Annotated in this window: 9 protein-coding genes; 8 read left to right on the top strand and 1 reads right to left on the bottom strand. The window is 63.8% G+C overall.

Features of this window, described 5'->3' with window-relative positions:
- The first annotated feature begins 279 nt into the window (after positions 1-279).
- On the top strand, positions 280-783 hold the full coding sequence (locus EPD66_RS24755; RefSeq protein ID WP_304650059.1) for a cold-shock protein: 504 nt from the start codon (positions 280-282) through the stop codon (positions 781-783).
- A 77-nt stretch (positions 784-860) separates the two neighbouring features.
- On the opposite strand, the gene EPD66_RS12080 is transcribed toward EPD66_RS24755, so the two are convergent.
- Complete coding sequence (locus EPD66_RS12080; protein WP_142848764.1) at positions 861-1,070, bottom strand: hypothetical protein; 210 nt, start codon at positions 1,068-1,070, stop codon at positions 861-863.
- Positions 1,071-1,343: 273 nt separating this feature from the next.
- Here EPD66_RS12080 and EPD66_RS12085 point away from each other — a divergent pair, with 273 nt between their 5' ends.
- The 7 genes from EPD66_RS12085 (at position 1,344) to EPD66_RS12115 (ending at position 19,068) form a co-directional block, all read left to right on the top strand.
- Complete coding sequence (locus EPD66_RS12085; RefSeq protein ID WP_255448461.1) at positions 1,344-4,724, top strand: maltotransferase domain-containing protein; 3,381 nt, start codon at positions 1,344-1,346, stop codon at positions 4,722-4,724.
- Positions 4,725-4,822: 98 nt separating this feature from the next.
- Positions 4,823-8,101 carry a maltose alpha-D-glucosyltransferase gene (gene treS, locus EPD66_RS12090; RefSeq protein ID WP_142848766.1) on the top strand — a complete coding sequence of 1,093 codons (3,279 nt, stop codon included), beginning with the start codon at positions 4,823-4,825 and terminating at the stop codon, positions 8,099-8,101.
- On the top strand, positions 8,085-10,301 hold the full coding sequence (glgB, locus tag EPD66_RS12095) for a 1,4-alpha-glucan branching protein GlgB (RefSeq protein WP_142848767.1): 2,217 nt from the start codon (positions 8,085-8,087) through the stop codon (positions 10,299-10,301). Before treS ends, glgB begins: the two co-directional genes overlap by 17 nt.
- Positions 10,302-10,308: 7 nt before the next feature.
- Positions 10,309-12,468, top strand: coding sequence for a glycogen debranching protein GlgX (glgX, locus tag EPD66_RS12100; RefSeq protein WP_142848768.1), 2,160 nt, complete (start codon positions 10,309-10,311; stop codon positions 12,466-12,468).
- Complete coding sequence (gene treZ / locus EPD66_RS12105) at positions 12,465-14,297, top strand: malto-oligosyltrehalose trehalohydrolase (protein ID WP_221930967.1); 1,833 nt, start codon at positions 12,465-12,467, stop codon at positions 14,295-14,297. Before glgX ends, treZ begins: the two co-directional genes overlap by 4 nt.
- Positions 14,294-16,510, top strand: coding sequence for a 4-alpha-glucanotransferase (gene malQ, locus EPD66_RS12110; protein ID WP_142848769.1), 2,217 nt, complete (start codon positions 14,294-14,296; stop codon positions 16,508-16,510). Before treZ ends, malQ begins: the two co-directional genes overlap by 4 nt.
- Positions 16,511-16,590: 80 nt before the next feature.
- Entirely contained in the window at positions 16,591-19,068 is a 2,478-nt protein-coding gene (locus EPD66_RS12115) for a glycogen/starch/alpha-glucan phosphorylase (protein ID WP_142848770.1), read from the top strand.
- Positions 19,069-19,113 lie beyond the last annotated feature (45 nt).

Below are 19,113 nucleotides of genomic sequence, written 5' to 3' on the forward strand. Positions count from 1 at the left end.
CGTGTCTCGGAGTTAACGCGCCCGGTCGCCGGCAAGTTCCGCAATGCAAGAGAACCGGGGCGGGGCGGAAGAGGGATAAGGGGGGTAAAAGTCTATCCCCAAGGGAGGGCCAGCGTATGTCATTCGCCTTGGAATGACGGGCAAGGCTGGTCAAGCCGGATGTGGCGTGAGACAAAGAAAGGACCCGTCGCCAAAGACGGGAGGGAGGAAAACGAGCCTGCGGAGGCCGCGTCCGGAAGGGGGCGGCACGGATCGGGCCAAGAAATATTGAGGTTTCACGTGTCCAGCTTCACCTTACTCAGCGGAAAGTCCCGTGCGCCGCGAACTGGCGAGCAGGCCAGGGCGCGGGTCAAGTGGTTCAATACCGACAAGGGATTCGGCTTCGTGGCGCCGATCGGTGGTGACGGCGATGCCTTCATTCACCTGTCGGCCTTGCAGCGGATCGGGCTGAGCAGTCTGCCCGAGGGCGTCGAGATCCTCTGCGAGATCGGTCAAGGGCCGAAAGGCGCCCAAGTGCTCCAGATCATCGAAATCGACAGCACCACACTGCCGCCGCCGGTCCCGCAGCCCGAGGGGCCGTCCCTGTTCGGCAATGTCAAATGGTTCGCCAGTGCCAAGGGCTTCGGCTTCATCAGCGCCGATGACGGCGGCAAGGACGTCTTCATCCACAAGACCGTCCTGCGCCGCTGCGGCCTGGGAGGCCTGGGCGAGGGGCAGCGGGTGCAGGTCGTCACCGCGCCGACGGAACGGGGCCGCGAAGCCACCTGGATCGCGCCGGTCTGAGCGGGGGAGCCCCAACAAAAAACGCCGGGAGGTTCCCCTCCCGGCGTTTTGCATTTCCGGAAAAACCGGACGGACCGTCAGTCGTCGTTGGCGACGCAGAGGACCGCGATGATGGCCAGCATCACGAAGGTCATGATCAGCGCGAAGTAGAACATGAAGTTCATGAAGCCGAAGCCTTCCCAGCCATTCACGTAGTGCAGATGGTGGCTGGCATAGGTAACCAGGTACACGACCAGGCCGACGAGCGCGATACCGATGGTACCGAAAGTCTTCAGGACAACGGACATGCTGAGCCTCCAAAAAGCATCACGGGAGCCGTCGGCCGCCCGTAGTAGAACCGTCATGGCGTCTAATACCTCATGCGTAGGGGGTTTGTCCACATTCTCTGGCGGGGAATTCTCAGGGGCGGTTTCGCTTCTTGCTCCGGGCAGGGGTTGAAACATGGCCCATCTGCGAAAAATCTAGCTGTACCGATAGGTTATCGGGCCGTCAGCGCCGCGCGCCGAAGAAGGTGCGCGCGGTGCAAGAGAGAGGTCCGCGACACGAAATGGGAGGTTGGCGTGGAGGGAGGACCCCGGATCTATGACCTTTTCCCGCTGCTGGTGGGAAAGGTCGAGGATTGGCGCGAGCATCTGCCGCGCATTGCCGCCATGGGATTCGATTGGGTCTACATCAATCCGTTCCACTATCCCGGCTTCTCGGGCAGCCTTTATGCGGTGAAGGATTATTATCGCCTCCATCCCTTGATGGGCGGAGGAGACGATCCCGCCCGCGCCCTGGCCGATTTCACCCATGCGGCCCGCGACAACGGGCTGAAGGTGATGATGGATCTGGTGGTCAATCACACCGCCAAGGACGCCCTGCTGGTCGAGGAGCATCCCGATTGGTACAAGCGCCGCGCCGACGGCTCGATCCTGTCGCCCGGCGCCGTCGATCCCAATGATCCCACCATCTTCACCGAATGGGGCGATCTGGCGGAAATCGATTACGACAGCCGGGAAAAGCGCCCCGAATTGGTGGATTACTGGGCCGAGGTGGCGCGTCATCATGCCGGATTGGGCTTTTCCGGCTTCCGCTGCGACGCCGCTTATAAGGTTCCCGCCGAGGTCTGGTCGGGCATCATCAAGGCGGCGCGGGAGGTCCGTCCCGATGCCGTCTTCGCCGCCGAGACCCTGGGCTGCCGCATCGAGGAAACCGAGGCCCTGGCGGCGGCGGGCTTCGATTACCTGTTCAACAGCTCGAAATGGTGGAACTTCCGCGAGCCCTGGCTGCTGGAACAGTATGAGCGGTCGCGCCGCATCGCTCCCTCCATCGCTTTTCCCGAAAGCCACGATACCCGCCGCCTCGCCAATGAAATTCCGCCGGGCGAGGATGTCGAAGGGCATTACCGCCTGCGCGCCCTGTTCGCGGCATTCTTCTCGGCCGGCTGGATGATGCCCATCGGCTATGAATTCGGCTTCCGGCGCGATCTGCATGTGGTCGAGACGAGGCCCGAGCATTGGGAGAAGCCGTCCTTCGACCTGCAAGGTTTCGTCACCGCCGTCAATGCCATGAAGGCGGCCATTCCGGCCCTGAACCAGGAAGGGCCAATGGAGGACCTGACGGGGCTGCACGGCCCGGTGCGGCTGATCCTGCGCAGCAGCGAGGACGGGACGAGCCGGGTTCTGGCGGCGATCAATCCCGATCCCCGTCACAGCCAATCGGTCGATCTGGCGGGACTGCTCAAGCGTTCCGGCCTGTCCCTGGGCGCTTTCGAGGATGCCACGCCGGGCCGGGCAGGCGGGCCGCTGCCCGCGCGCCTGACGCTCAAGCCGCTGGAGATGCGCGTGCTGCGCCATCCCCCGGCGCGCCGCGACCGCTCCCTCCCCGACGAGGGCAAGGGCATGTTCCAAGAGGGCGGCGCGATGGCCATGGACGACAGTGCCTCGGCACAGGGGGAACAAAGCGCTCTGCCCCCGGACTTGCCCGCCACCCGTTCGCAGGCCGTGTTGATCGAGGGCGTCTGGCCGGAACTCGACGATGGCCGCTTCCCGGTCAAGCGCGAGGTGGGCGACATGCTGGAGGTCTCGGCCGACATCTACAAGGACGGTCACGACCGGATTGCCGCCGTGGTGCTGTACAAGGAGAAAGGCACCGCCCGCTGGCATGAAGTGCCCATGCGCTTTCTCGACAACGACCGCTGGGTCGGCCGCTTCAAGCTGGAACGCAACACCCGCTATCTCTACACCATTGAAGCCTGGGCCGACCGTTTCGGTTCCTGGCGTTCCGAAGTGGCGAAGAAGCGCGAGGCCGGGCAGATCGTTTCGGTCGAATTGCTGGAAGGGCGCGCCATGGTCGAAGCCGCCATCGAACGGTGCGAGCCCGAGGATGCCGAGCGCCTGCGCCGGGTGCTTCACGACTTCGATGCCGCCGAGTCCGACGAAGACCGCTACCATCTGCTGGAATCGGTCATGGTCCACCAGATCATGAACCGTTATCCCGACCGTTCGCGCGCGGTGCGTTATGATCGCGTCCTGGAGGTCATCGTCGACCGGGTGCAGGCCCGTTTCGCCGCCTGGTACGAGATGTTCCACCGTTCCCAGGGCAAGGACCCGAACCGGGCGGCCACCTTCCGGGAATGCGAGGAACGCCTGCCCGACATCGCCGCCATGGGCTTCGACGTGGTCTATCTGCTGCCCATCCATCCCATCGGCAAGGTCCATCGCAAGGGGCCGAACAATACCCTGACGCCCAGTCCCAACGATCCCGGCAGCCCCTATGCCATCGGCTCGGACGAGGGCGGGCACAAGGCGGTCCATCCTGATTACGGCACCATCGAGGATTTCCGCCATTTCGTCGGGCGATGCCATGAACTGGGTATGGAGGTCGCACTGGATTTCGCCATCCAATGCGCCCCGGACCATCCCTATATCCGTGAACATCCGGAATGGTTCGAGTTCCGTCCCGACGGGACCATCAAATATGCCGAGAACCCGCCGAAGAAGTACCAGGACATCGTCAATGTGAACTTCTACGGCGAGGGAGCCGCGACCCTTTGGCAGGAATGGCTGGACGTGGTGCTGTATTGGGTGGACCAGGGCGTGAAGATCTTCCGGGTGGACAATCCCCACACCAAGCCCGTGCCGTTCTGGGAATGGCTGATCGGCAAGGTGCAGGAGAAGCATCCCGACGTGATCTTCCTCTCCGAGGCCTTCACCAAGCCGAAGATGATGAAGATGCTGGCCAAGGTGGGATTCACGCAGTCCTATACCTATTTCACTTGGCGCAACTTCAAGAACGAGCTGATCGAATACATGACGGAACTGGCCCAGTCGGAGCAGAAGGAATATTTCCGTCCCAACTTCTTCCCGACCACGCCCGACATCCTGCCGCCTTTCCTTCAGACGGGCGGGCGTCCGGCCTTCCGCATCCGCTTCATCCTGGCCGCCACCCTGTCCTCGGTCTACGGCATCTATAACGGATACGAGCTGTGCGAGAACGCGGCCATTCCGGGCAAGGAGGAATACCTCAATTCCGAGAAATACGAATACAAGGTCTGGGACTGGGACCGCCCGGGCAACATCAAGGACGAGATCCGCAAGGTCAACCTGATCCGGCGCGACAATCCGGCGCTGCACGAGTTCGAGAATACCCGTTTCTACCAAGCCGACGACGACAACATCCTGTTCTACGGCAAGATGACCCATGACCGCTCGAACATGATCTTCGTGGCGGTCAATCTCGATCCGTTCGACCCCCATGAAGCGGTGCTGCATTTCCCGCTCGAGGAAATGGGCGTGCCGCCGGGTGAGACCTTCGAGGTCGAGGAATTGCTGACCGGCCGCCGCCATCTCTGGCGCGGCGAGCGGCATCGCATCCGTCTCGACCCCGAAGAGAATCCGGCGGTGCTCTTCCGCATCACCGTCTGGAATTCGGTGGATTACCGGACGCCATGTTTCTGAGTTGAGAATTCAGCAGGCGGGGGCGCGGCCGTGCCTCCGCCCTATTTCACACAGGGCCGCCAGGCCCGGTATCTATTCACCTCGAAGAAAGTGCAGCCATGGCCGACGACCGCGATCCGTATTGGTACAAGGATGCCGTCATCTACCAACTCCATGTTAAATCCTATTACGATTCAGACGGCGACGGGGTGGGGGACTTCAAGGGGCTGACCCAGAAGCTGGATTACATCCAAAGCCTGGGCGTGGATACCTTGTGGATTCTGCCCTTCTATCCTTCCCCCTTGCGTGACGACGGCTATGACATCGCCGATTACCGCAATGTCAATCCGGCCTATGGCACCATGAAGGATTTCCGTACCTTCGTGCGCGAAGCCCATGCGCGGGGGCTGAGGGTCCTGACGGAACTGGTGGTCAACCATACCTCGGACCAGCATCCCTGGTTCCAGCGCGCCCGCCGCGCCAAGCCCGGCACCATCGCCCGCGATTACTACGTCTGGAGCCAGACCCATGAGAAATATGCGGGCACGCGCATCATCTTCACCGATACCGAGAAATCCAACTGGACGTGGGATGACGAGGCCCAGGCCTATTACTGGCACCGCTTCTTCCACCACCAGCCCGACCTGAATTTCGACAATCCGCGCGTGGTCGAGGAAGTCATCAAGGTCATGCGCTACTGGCTCGATGCCGGGGTGGACGGGATGCGGCTGGATGCCGTGCCCTATCTGTGCGAGCGCGAGGGGACCAACAACGAGAACCTGCCCGAGACCCATGCCGTCTTGAAGAAGCTGCGCGCCGCCCTGGATGAAAGCCATCCCGGCCGCATCTTCCTGGCCGAGGCCAATCAATGGCCCGAGGACGTGCTGCCCTATTTCGGCGATGGCGACGAATGCCACATGGCCTTCCACTTCCCGCTGATGCCGCGCATGTATATGGCGATCGCGCGCGAGGACCGGCATCCCATCACCGATATCATGCGTCAGACGCCCGATATCCCGGAGAATTGCCAATGGGCCATCTTCCTGCGCAATCACGATGAATTGACGCTGGAAATGGTCACCGACCGCGAGCGCGATTATCTGTGGTCCACCTATGCCGCCGACCAGCGTGCCCGGATCAATGTCGGCATCCGCCGCCGCCTGGCGCCCCTGATGGACAACGACCGGCGCAAGATCGAGCTGCTGAACAGCCTGCTCCTGTCCATGCCGGGTACGCCGATCCTCTATTACGGCGACGAATTGGGCATGGGCGACAACATCTATCTCGGCGACCGCAACAGCGTGCGGACCCCCATGCAATGGTCCGAGGACCGCAATGGCGGCTTCTCGCGCTGCGATCCGGCCCGGCTGTTCCTGCCGGTCATCATGGACCCGGTCTACGGCTACCGCTCGGTCAATGTCGAGGCCCAGCAGCGCAATTCGGGCTCGCTGCTCAACTGGACCCGCCGCCTTGTCCAGATCCGCCAGGGCCGCAAGACCTTCGGACGCGGCACCCTGCGTTTCCTCTATCCCTCCAACCGCAGCATCCTGGCCTATCTGCGGCAGTACAAGGAGGAGACCATCCTCTGTGTCTGCAACCTGTCGCGTTCGGCCCAGGGGGTCGAGCTGGACCTGTCGGAATTCAAGGGCCGCGTGCCGGTCGAGATGACGGGGCGCAGCGCTTTTCCGCCCATCGGCGACCTGCCTTATTTCCTGACCCTGCCGGGCTACGGCTTCTTCTGGTTCCAGCTTGCCGTGGCGGCCGAGGCCCCGGCCTGGCACGAGGCCTATGGGCAGCCGGCGCCGGAGATGATCACGCTGGTCATGCGCAAGGATTGGGGGGAATTGTCCGCCGGCACGGCGCGGCGTACCTTCCAGAAGGACATCCTGCCTTCCTTCCTGCCGGCGCAGCGTTGGTATGCCGAGAAGGACAGCACCATCGCCTCGACCGAATTGATGCACCACACCCAGATCAGCCGGGGAGACGAGAGCTTCCTGATGGCGCTGGTCAATGTGCGCCGCGCCGATGGCCACCAGCGGACCTATCAGGTGCCGCTGGCCATGGTCTGGGGGCGCGAGGCCGAGGACCTGCTCGCCGGGCATGTCGCCAGCGTGGTGGCGCGGTTGCGCTGGGGCCCCGAGACGGGGGCGATCTATGACGCTACCACCTCGGAGAATTTCGCCCTGGCCCTGTTCGAGGCGATCCGCCACGACCGCCGCTTCCCCGGCAGCGAATGGCAGATGGCGGCCTTCCACACCCGCGCGATCGAGGATGTGGAATGGCCCGAGGAACTGACCGTCCGCCGTTCCTCCGCCGAACAGTCCAACACCTCGCTCGTCATCGGCGAACGCGCGGTACTCAAGCTGATCCGCCGTCCCGAAAGCGGCCCCAATCCCGAACTGGAGATGGGACGCTTCCTGACCGAAGTGGGGCATTTCGCCAATACGCCGCCCTTGCTGGGCGGGATCGGGCTGGTGGACAGCGCCGGGCGCCAGACGGTGCTGGCGATGATGCATGCCTATGTGGCCAATCAGGGCGATGCCTGGGCCTATACCACCGGCTATGTGAACCGCTATCTCGACGATGCCTGCCTGCTGCCGCTGGAAGAGGCGATGGAACAGGTGGAAATGGGCGTCCATGCCGATTTCCTGGATTTCGTGCGGGTGATCGGTCAGCGTACCGCCGAGTTGCACCGCGCCCTGGCGACGCCCAGCGGCGATCCGGATTTCGAGCCGGAACCCATCACCAGCGACGATATCGATGCCTGGCGCCATCGCGCTCGGGAACAGGCCCAGGCGGCCATGCAGGCGATCAAGACCAGCGACCTGGCCGAGGCACGCTGGCTGCACGACCGCGCCGGACGGATCTACGAGCAATTGGACATGACCCTGCCCGAGAAGGTGGATGCCCTGCGCACGCGGCTGCATGGCGACTACCATCTGGGCCAGCTTCTGTTCGTCAAGAACGACGTCTACGTCATCGATTTCGAAGGTGAGCCGACGCGCAGCCTGGAAGGGCGGCGCGGCAAGGACAGCCCCTTGCGCGACGTTGCGGGCATTCTGCGATCCTTCAACTATGCCGCTTGGTACAGCCTGTTCCACCTGACCGACGAACGGCCAGAATTGCGGGAAACGCTGGAGCCGTTGGCCCATGAATGGGAGCGGCGGGTGAACGCGGCTTTCCTGTCCTCTTACGTGGACACCATGCGGGGCTGCCGTTCCTGCCCCGAGGACCGGGACCAGCTGCGGCGGCTATTGCATCTATTCCTGATCGAAAAGGCCTGCTACGAAATATCCTATGAGGCGGGCCACCGGCCAAGCTGGCTGGCGGTGCCGGTCAAGGGCCTCATCAAGCTGCTCAATGGCGAGGAGGCGGAGCCCCATGTCCAGACCGACTGATACTCTCTTGGCGCAGAGCCGGGATCACGACGCGGAAGAGGCTCTGCTGAGGGCCGACCATCCCGATCCCTTCGGCTTCCTCGGCATGCACCGGACCGAGGACGGTGTGGTGATCCGCAGCTTCCAGCCCCAGGCCGCGCGCGTCTGGCTGATCGAGTCCGAGACCGGCCGGGAACTGGGCGAGTTGCAGCGCGTGCGCGACGAGGGGCTGTTCATGGCCTATCTCGACCGGCCGCAGCCCTTCCGTTACCGGCTGCGCCTGGATTGCGACGGCCATCTGCAGGAGGTCGAGGATCCCTACCGGTTCTGGCCGGTCCTGGGCGAGATGGACATCCATCTGATGGCCGAGGGCATGCACAAGCAGCTTTACGAGCGGCTGGGTGCCCATTGCATGACGCTCGACGGGGTGGAGGGAGTCTATTTCGCCGTCTGGGCGCCCAATGCCAAGCGCGTTTCGGTGGTCGGCGACTTCAATTCCTGGGACGGACGGCGCCATCCCATGCGCCTGCATGGCGGCGCCGGGGTCTGGGAATTGTTCATTCCCGGAATCGGCCATGGCGCGATCTATAAATACGAGATCAAGTCCCGCTCGGGCGAGACCCTGCCGCTCAAGGCCGACCCCATGGGATTCTGGGCCGAGGTGCCGCCGGCCACGGCGTCGCGCGTCTACGACCTGAAATCCTATGACTGGAAGGACAAGGGCTGGATGGAGTGGCGGCAGAACGCCAATGCCCGCAACGCCCCCATCTCGATCTACGAGGTCCATCTGGAATCCTGGCGCCGCAAGGAGGACAACCAGCCGCTGACCTATCGGGAACTGGCCGAGCAGTTGGGCGATTATGTGATGGAGATGGGCTTCACCCATGTCGAATTGCTGCCCGTCCACGAACATCCCTTCTCGGGAAGCTGGGGCTATCAGCCGATCGGCCTCTATGCGCCCAGTTCGCGCTTCGGCACGCCCGACGATTTCCGTTTCATGGTCGAGCATCTGCACGAACGCGGCATCGGCGTCATCATCGACTGGGTGGCGGGGCATTTCCCCACCGATTCCCATGGCCTAGCCCAGTTTGACGGCACCCATCTCTACGAACATGCCGATCCGCGCCAGGGCATGCACAAGGACTGGAACACGCTGATCTTCAACTACGGCCGGAACGAGGTGAAGAACTACCTCTATTCCAACGCGCTGTACTGGCTGCACCATTATCACGTCGACGGGCTGCGCGTGGATGCCGTGGCCTCGATGCTCTATCTCGATTATTCGCGCCAGCCGGACGAATGGATCCCCAACAAGTTCGGCGGCAACGAGAATCTTGAAGCCATCGACTTCCTGCGCCACATGAACGAAGTTGTCTATGGCGACTATCCCGGTTCCATGACCATCGCCGAGGAATCGACGGCCTGGCCCATGGTCTCGCGCCCGGTCTATCTCGGCGGCTTGGGCTTCGGCTACAAGTGGAACATGGGCTGGATGCACGACACCTTGCGCTATATCGGCAAGGACCCCATCCATCGCCGCTACCATCACGACGACCTGACCTTCGGGCTGCTTTACGCCTTCCAGGAAAATTTCGTCCTGCCGCTGTCCCATGACGAGGTGGTCCACGGCAAGGGGTCGATCCTGGGCCGCATGCCGGGCGACGAATGGCAGCGTTTCGCCAATCTGCGCGCCTATTACGGCTTCATGTGGACCCATCCCGGCAAGAAGCTGCTGTTCATGGGCAGCGAGTTCGGCCAAGTGCGGGAATGGAACCACGACGGGGCCCTGGACTGGCACCTGCTGGATTACGACTTCCACAAGGGCGCCCAGCGCCTGGTGCGCGACCTGAACCGCCTCTACCGCGAGACCCCGGCCCTGCATCAGATGGATTGCGAGCCGCAGGGTTTCGCCTGGATCGACGCCAATGACCGCGACAACTCGGTCCTGTCCTATATGCGCAAGGGCGCCAATCCCGACGATCTGGTGGTGGTCGTCTGCAATTTCACGCCCCAGGTGCTCCACAATTACCGCATCGGCATGCCCTTCGGCGGCGCCTGGGGCGAGCGCCTGAATACCGATTCGACCGATTACGGCGGCTCGGGTGTGAGCAATGGCGGCGAGTTGATGGCCGAGGAGGTGCCCTGGCACGGCCAGCCGGTATCCCTCAGCCTGACGCTGCCGCCATTGGCGACCCTGGTCCTCCAGCCGCTTCACCGCTGACCGTCAGATGCGTCGGCGCGTCTGGCCAGGTCACCCATATCCGCTGGGCGCCACATGGGACGGGAAGGGGGTCAATTTCGCCCTTTTCTCGGCCCATGCCGAGCAGGTGGAACTGTGCCTTTTCGATCCGCGCGGACAGCGGGAGCAGGAACGCATCCTGCTGACCGAATATACCGACGAGGTCTGGCATTGCTATCTGCCCGACATCCGTCCAGGCCAGCTTTACGGCTATCGCGTCTATGGCCCCTGGGACCCGTTGCGCGGCCATCGCTTCAACCATCACAAGCTGCTGTTGGATCCCTATGCCAAGGCGCTGACGGGCGAGTTCAAGTGGCATGATGCCGTTTTCGGCTACCGCCCCAATTCCTCGCGCGCGGACCTGTCCTTCGACCGGCGCGATTCCGCGCGCTACATGCCCAAGGGAAGGGTGGTCGACACGGCCTTCACCTGGGCCGACGATAAACGCCCCGGCCATCCCTGGCCGTCCAGCGTGATCTATGAGGCCCATGTGAAGGGCCTGACCATGAACCATCCCGGCGTGCCTGCGGAATTGCGCGGCACTTTCCTGGGATTGAGTCAGCCGGCGGTGCTGGATCATCTGGTGTCGCTGGGGGTGACGGCCATCGAGCTTCTGCCCGTCCACGCCATGATCGACGAGCGCCCCCTGGTCGATCGCGGCTTGCGCAATTACTGGGGCTATAATTCCATCGGCTTCTTCGCCCCCGACCAGCGTTACCGCCAGGACAGTGCCCACCGCGAATTCAAGTCCATGGTCCAGCGCCTGCACGAAGCGGGTATTGAGGTCATTCTCGACGTGGTCTACAACCACACCGCGGAAGGCAACCATCTGGGGCCGTCGCTCAGCTTCAAGGGCATCGACAATGCCTCCTACTATCGCCTGGTGCCGGGCGACGAGCGCTATTACGACAATTATTCCGGCTGCGGCAATACGCTGAACCTGCGCCATCCCCGCGTGTTGCAGATGGTGATGGATTCACTGCGCTATTGGGTCGAGGAAATGCATGTGGACGGCTTCCGCTTCGATCTGGCGCCGGCCCTGGCGCGCGAACGCGACAGCTTCGACCCCGGCTCGGGCTTCTTCGATGCGGTGCGCCAGGACCCGGTCCTGTCGAAGGTCAAGCTGATCGCCGAACCCTGGGACCTGGGCAGCGACGGCTACCGCCTGGGCGGCTTTCCTCCCGGCTGGGCGGAATGGAACGGGCGCTATCGCGATACCCTGCGCCGTTTCTGGCGGGGCGAGGGCGGGCTGATCGGCGATCTCGCCTCGCGCTTCACCGGCTCGTCGGACATGTTCCATTGGGGCGGGCGGCGGCCTTGGGCCAGCATCAATTTCGTCACCGCCCATGACGGCTTCACCCTGCGCGATCTGGTCACCTACAACCAGAAGCACAACGAGGCCAATGGCGAGGAGAACCGCGACGGCGAACGCGAGAACCACAGCTGGAATTGCGGCACCGAAGGCCCGACCAAGGACCCGAAAATTCTTGCCCTGCGTGCCCGCCAGCAACGGAACCTGCTGGCCAGCCTGCTGTTGTCGCAGGGTGTGCCCATGCTGTTGGCCGGTGACGAGATCGGCAATAGCCAGCGTGGCAACAACAATGCCTATTGCCAGGACAACCAGATCGGCTGGATCAACTGGCAAGACGCGGACGAGGACCTGCTGGCCTTCACCCGTCGCCTGCTGAAGCTGCGCCACCGCCATCCGGTCTTCCGGCGGCCGCGTTTCTTCGAAGGGCGGCGCGTGGAACGGCTGGGCCTGAAGGACATCACCTGGGTGACGCCCGAAGGCCGGGAGATGCAGCATCAGGACTGGCTGATGCCTTTCGCCCGGTCGCTCGGATTCATCCTGGGGGGCGAAGCCTGCGAGTTTGACAGCGAAACCGGCGTTGAGACCATCGACGATAGTTTTCTGGTGTTGCTCAACGCCTATCACGAGACCATCGACTATCGCCTGCCGCCGGCGGAGCTTGGGCGGGCCTGGGAATTGGTGCTCGATACCCGCCATGCCGACGGGCTGGGCGAGGGCGGGCTTTTCCAGGCCGGCACGATCTTTCCGCTGGGGCCGCGCAGCTTGGTCCTTCTGGTCCGGCGCGGCGGTGTCGAGGGGCATCCCATCCCGCGCGGTAAAGGAGGCGCGACATCATGAAGCGGCGTCATCACATGCCTTTCGGCACCCGGATCGAACCTGACGGCGTGCGCTTTTATCTCTGGGCGCCCGATGCGCGGGAGATGGAGCTGTGCCTCTACGGCCCCCAGGGCAACCGCCTGCGCAAGATGGTCAAGCTGGCGGACGGTTTCTGGGAATGCCTGGCGGAAGAAGCCCATGCCGGTTGCCGCTACAGTTTCCGGGTGGACGGCGATCTGCATGTGCCCGATCCGGCCTCGCGCTGGCAGCCGGAAGACGTGCATGGCCCCAGCGAAATCATCGACCCCCAGGCCTTCGATTGGCAGGACGGGGAATGGAAGGGCCGTCCCTGGGAAGAGGCGGTGCTCTATGAATTGCATGTCGGCACCTTCACCGAGGAAGGCACCTTCGCCGCCATCGAGAAGAAGCTGGACTATCTTGCCGACCTCGGGGTGACGGCGGTCGAGCTGATGCCGGTGGCCGACTTTCCGGGCAGCCGCAACTGGGGTTATGACGGCGTGCTGCATTTCGCCCCCGATTCCCGCTATGGCCGTCCCGAGGACCTGAAGCGTCTGGTCCAGGCCTGCCACGCGCGGGGGCTGATGGCCTTTCTGGACGTGGTCTACAACCATTTCGGCCCGGACGGGAATTACCTTCACGTCTATGCCAAGAAGTTCTTCACCGACAAGCACCAGACGCCCTGGGGCGCCGGCATCAACTACGATGACGAGCATTCCGAGGTGGTGCGCGACTTCTTCGTCCACAACGCGCTTTACTGGCTGGAGGAATATCACTTCGACGGCCTGCGCTTCGATGCCGTCCATGCCATCAAGGACGACAGCGAGCGCCACTTCCTCTACGAGCTGGCCGAGCGGGTGCGCGAGGAATTCCAGGAACAGCGCGAGATCCATCTGGTGCTGGAGAATGACGACAATGCCGCGCGCTTCCTCGACCGCGACAAGGAAACCGGCCATGCCCGTCACTTCACGGCGCAGTGGAACGACGATATCCACCATGTCCTGCATACCATCGCCACAGGCGAGGACGGCGGCTATTACGCCGATTATGCCGACGACCCGCTGAACAAGCTGGGCCGTTGCCTGGCTCAGGGTTTCGCCTTCCAGGGCGAGGCCTCGCCCTATCGCCAGGGCGAGAAGCGGGGCGAGCCTTCGGCCCATCTGCCGCCGCTGTCCTTCGTTTCCTTCATCCAGAACCACGACCAGGTGGGCAACCGCGCCATGGGCGAGCGCATCACCGCCCTGGCCTCGCGCGAGCAGGTGCGGGCGGTGGCGGCACTTTACCTGATGGCCCCGTCGATCCCCATGCTGTTCATGGGCGAGGAATGGGCGGCGCGCGAACCCTTCTATTTCTTCTGCGATTTCGAAGGGGAATTGAGCGAGGCGGTGCGCGAGGGACGGCGCAAGGAATTCGCGGGTTTCCCGCAATTCGCCGACCCCAAGGCGCGCGAGGCCATTCCCGATCCCACCAGTCACGACACCTTCGCCGCCTGCATCCTCGACTGGACCGCCGCGACGGCGGAACAGCACGAGGAGATGCGCGACTTCTATCGCGAGGCGTTGAGGACGAGGCGGCGCGAGATCACCTGGCGCCTGGCCGGGATGCAGGGCGGCTCGGGCGGTTATGAATTGCTGGGCGGGCGCGTGCTGCAAGCGTCCTGGATGCTGGGCGATTCCTCGCGCCTGGAAGTCATCGCCAATCTGGGGCCGGAGCCGGCCCGCATTGAGGAGGAGCCCGAAGGCACCTTCCTCTTCGCCACCCATCCCGACGCGGCCGAGGATTTGCCGCCCTGGTCGGTGGCCTGGTATCTGCACGGGGGTGAGGGATCTTGAGCGACAAGCTGGACCGGCTGGCCCATCTGGCCGGCATCGAAGAGGGGTGGCACGATTTCTTCGGCAACTGGCGCCCCGTCTCGGCGGAGACCAAGCGGGCCTTTCTGGCGGCCATGGGCTTCGCGGTCGAAGACGACGAGGCGCTCGCCCGCAGCCTGGACGAATTCGAAAACCGTCCATGGCGGCGCTGGCTGGAGCCCGTCCAGGTGATCGTCCAGGGGCAGGGGGCGGCGGAAGTGACCGTGACCCTGCCAGCCGACCGGGACGATGTGGAATTCCGCTGGGAACTGGTTGAGGAACTGGATATCCGCCATGGCGGCACTTTCCGTCCGGCAACCCTGCCCATGCTGGAGGAAAGAGAGGTGGACGGGCGGCTGTGCCGCCGCCGCCTGCTGCGCCTGCCGGGCCTGCCGGGGCCGGGCTATCACGTTCTGCGCCTGACCCAGGGCGAGGACGAAGCCAGCATGGACTTCATCGTCGCCCCGCCCAGTGCCTATCTGCCCAAGGCCCTGGAAGAGGGCAGGGTCTGGGGCTTCGCCACCCAGCTTTATGCCCTGCGCTCGGAGCGCAACTGGGGCTGCGGCGACTATACCGATCTGGGCGACCTGATGCGGGTGGCCGGACGCCTTGGCGCGGCGGCCGTCGGGGTCAATCCGCTGCATGCCCTGTTCCCCAACCAGCCCCACCGTTTCAGCCCCTATGCGCCCAGTTCGCGGCTGTTCGTCAACATCGCCTATCTGGATGTCGAGGCCATCGAGGATTTCGCCGAATGCCAGAAGGCCAGGCGGCTGGTCGCCGCGCCGGCCTTCCAGGGTCGCCTGTCCGAGATGCGCAATGCCGAACTGGTCGACTATGTTGGCGTCGCCTCGCTGAAGCGTCCGGTGCTGGAAGCCCTGTGGGAGTCCTTCCGCGAGAAGCATGTCGCCCAGGACAGCCCGCGCGCCTTCGCCTTCGCCGAATACCAGCGCCAGGGCGGCTGGAAGATGGAGCAATTCGCCACCTTCGAGGCCTTGCAGGAACACTTTCTGGAGCAGGGGCCGGAAATGGGCTGGTGGCGCCGCTGGCCGCAGGAATTCCAGGACAGCCACTCCCAGGCGGTGGACGAGTTCCGCGAGTCTCATGCCGACAGGGTGGGCTTCTATCTTTATCTGCAATGGCAGGCCGATTTGCAACTGGCCGCCGCCCATGCCGCCTGCATGGAATACGACATGCCGGTCGGGCTGTACCGCGACCTGGGCGTGGGCATTGCCGATGACGGCGCCGAGGCGTGGTCGCAGCAGACCTTGCTGTCGCTGGGCGTGACCGTGGGGGCGCCGCCCGACCAGCTGAACCTGAAGGGACAGGATTGGGGGCTTGCGCCCTTCAATCCCATCGCCATGCGCGAGGATTGCTACCGCCCCTTCATCGCCGTGCTTCAGGCCAATATGCGCCATGCCGGGGCCATGCGCCTGGACCATGCCATGAGCCTGCAGCGGCTATACTGGATTCCACGCGGCTCTTCCGCCGATCAGGGCGCCTATGTGCGTTTCCCCGTCGCCGATCTTTTCGCCCTGGTGGCGCTGGAAAGCCGTCGCAACCGGTGCCTGGTGATCGGCGAGGACCTGGGCACCGTGCCGGAAGGCTTCCGCGAGCGGATGCAGGCGGCGCGGCTGCTGGCCTATCGCCTGCTCTATTTCGAGCGCAGGGACGACGCCACCTTCAAGGAGCCGGGGGAGTTTCCCGACCTGGCCCTGGTGGCGGTGGGCACCCATGACCTGCCGGCGCTAAAGGCTTGGTGGAACGATTATGATCTCGAATTGCGCGAGCGTCTCGACCTCTACCCCAAGCCGGAGATGGCGCCCGAGGAGCGCCGGGGCCGCCAGCAGGACCGCGAGCGCCTGGTCTGGGCCTTGCGCTGCCAGGGCCTGCTGCCCGACGACTTCCCCACCGGCCGGGACCTCGACGACGGGCAGATCCAGGCTTTGCAGCAGGCCGCCCATGCCTTCGTCGACCGCACGCCCAGCAAGCTGATGATGGTGCAGATCGAGGATGTGCTGGGGACCGAGATTCAGATGAACATGCCGGGCACCACCGACCAGCATCCCAACTGGCGGATACGCCTGCCGCTGACGGTGGAGGAGATCGGCCGCGACGAACGCTTCGCCGGGATGGCTCGGCGCTTGCTCGAGGGGCGCTGCCCGGCGCCTCAGCGCGACAAGGTGGCGTTGTCATGATCCGTGCGATCCCCGCCGCTTGACAGCGGCGGGGATCGTGAGACTTGTACCAATGAGAAACGGAGAGGGGACGCGGCGCAATGTGGCGAAATGACTCCAGCACCGGAACCAAGGCCAGCGATGCCGAGGTTGCCACCATCCGCAAGAGCCTGGTCAACCACCTGACCTATTCCGTGGGCAAGGACCCCAAGAGCGCGACCACCCGCGACTGGTTCCTGGCGACGGCCTATACGGTGCGCGACCACATGGTCGAACGCTGGATGCAGACCCGGCGCGCCTATGAAGAGGCCGATGCCAAGCGCGTCTATTACCTCTCCATGGAATTTCTGATGGGGCGCACCCTCGTCAATGCCATGATCAATCTCGGCATCTACGACGCCACCTGCCGGGCTGTGGCGGAACTGGGCTGCGACCTTGAGGAACTTCAGGGGTGGGAAGTGGAGGCCGCGCTGGGCAATGGCGGCCTGGGACGCCTCGCCGCCTGTCTGCTGGATTCCCTGGCGACGCTGGACATGCCGGGCTTCGGCTACGGCATCCGTTACGAATACGGCATGTTCACCCAGCATCTGGAAAAGGGCTGGCAGGTCGAGGCACCCGAGAACTGGCTGCGCTACGGCAATCCCTGGGAATTTCCCCGTCCGGGGGTGATCTATCCGGTGCGGTTCGGCGGCCGCGTCGTCCATTACAAGGATCATGAGGGACATTGGCGCCATCAATGGACCGATGCCGAGGAGGTCATGGCCATGGCTTTCGACCTGCCGGTGCCGGGCTATGGCGGCCGCACGGTCAACAATCTGCGCCTGTGGTCGGCCCGTTCCACCCGCGAGTTCAACCTGAAATACTTCAATGCCGGAAATTACATCGAGGCGGTGAAGGACAAGACGGAATCGGAAAACCTGTCCAAGGTCCTCTATCCCAGCGATTCCACCGCGCGCGGCAAGGAATTGCGTTTCCGGCAGGAATATTTCTTCGTCTCGGCCTCGATCCAGGACATTTTGGCGCGCTACCGCAAGACCCATTCCTCGCTGGACAGGCTGCACGAACATGTCGCCATCCAGCTCAACGACACTCATCCGGCCATGACCGTGGCCGAGTTGCAGCGCGTGCTGGTCGACGATTACGGCTATGGCTGGGACAAGGCCTGGGAGATCACGCGGAACACCTGCGCCTATACCAACCACACCCTGCTGCCCGAGGCGCTGGAAACCTGGCCGGTCCATATCTTCGAGCGCCTGCTGCCGCGCCATCTGGAAATCATCTACGAGATCAATCACCGCTTCCTGGAGCAGGTGCGCCACCGCTGGCCGGGCGATACCGAGATCATGCGCCGTATGTCGCTGGTGGACGAGAGCGGCGAGCGGCGGGTGCGTATGGCCCATCTGTCCATCGTCGGTAGCCACAAGGTCAACGGTGTCGCGGAAATCCATACGCAGTTGATGAAAAGCACCATCTTCTCGGATTTCGACCGCTTCGAGCCGGGCAAGATCAACTGCAAGACCAACGGCATCACGCCGCGCCGCTGGCTGGTCGCGGCCAATCCGGCCCTGTCGCAATTGATCACCGAGCGCATCGGCGACGGTTGGGAACGCGAGTTGGACCGTCTCGACGGGCTGCTCCCGGCCGCCGACGATCCGGAATTCCGCGCCCGCTTCGCCGCCATCAAGAAAGCCAACAAGGAACGCCTGGCCCAGCTCATCGCCCAGCGCCTGGGCGTGGACCTGCGCGTCGATTCCCTGTTCGACGTGATGGTCAAGCGCATCCACGAATACAAGCGCCAACTGCTCAACGTCCTGCACGTCATCACGCGCTACAACCGTATCCGCGCCAATCCCGGTGCCGACATCGTGCCGCGTACGGTGATCATCGCCGGTAAGGCGGCGCCGGGATACGCCATGGCCAAGCTGGTCATCAAGCTGATCAATGACGTGGCCGACGTGGTCAATAACGACCCGGTGCTGGGCGACCGCCTGAAGCTGGTTTTCGTGCCCAATTACAATGTCTCGACGGCCGAGGTGATCATGCCCGCCGCCGACCTGTCCGAACAGATTTCCACCGCCGGCACCGAGGCTTCCGGCACCGGCAACATGAAGCTGTCGCTGAACGGGGCGCTGACCATCGGCACCTGGGACGGCGCCAATGTGGAGATCTGCGAGGAGGTGGGCGAGGAACATATGTTCCTGTTCGGCCTGAAGGCCCATGACGTGGCGCGTCTGCGGCGGGACGGCTGGGACCCGCAGGCGGCGATCCGTTCCAACGGCGAACTGGCCCGGGCCATCGAGATGATCGCCAGCGGCTATTTCTCGCCCGACCAGCCCGACCGTTTCCATCCCATCATCGACAGCCTGACCATCGGCGGCGATTTCTATCTGCTGACCGCCGATTATGCCCCTTATGTGCTGGCCCAGGAACGGGTGGATGAATTGTACCGCCATCCCCAGGAATGGCAGCGCAAGACGGTCCTGAACGTGGCGCGCATGGGCAAGTTCTCCAGCGACCGCACGGTGCGGGAATATGCAGCCGAAATCTGGAACATCCATTCCCGCCCGCCGGAGAAGTGACGGAAGGGCTACGGTCCTGTTTCTGGGGCAATCGCCCTAGACGAA

It is taken from the genome of Telmatospirillum sp. J64-1 (assembly GCF_006980715.1).
Lineage (GTDB): Bacteria > Pseudomonadota > Alphaproteobacteria > Rhodospirillales > Magnetospirillaceae > Oleiliquidispirillum > Oleiliquidispirillum nitrogeniifigens.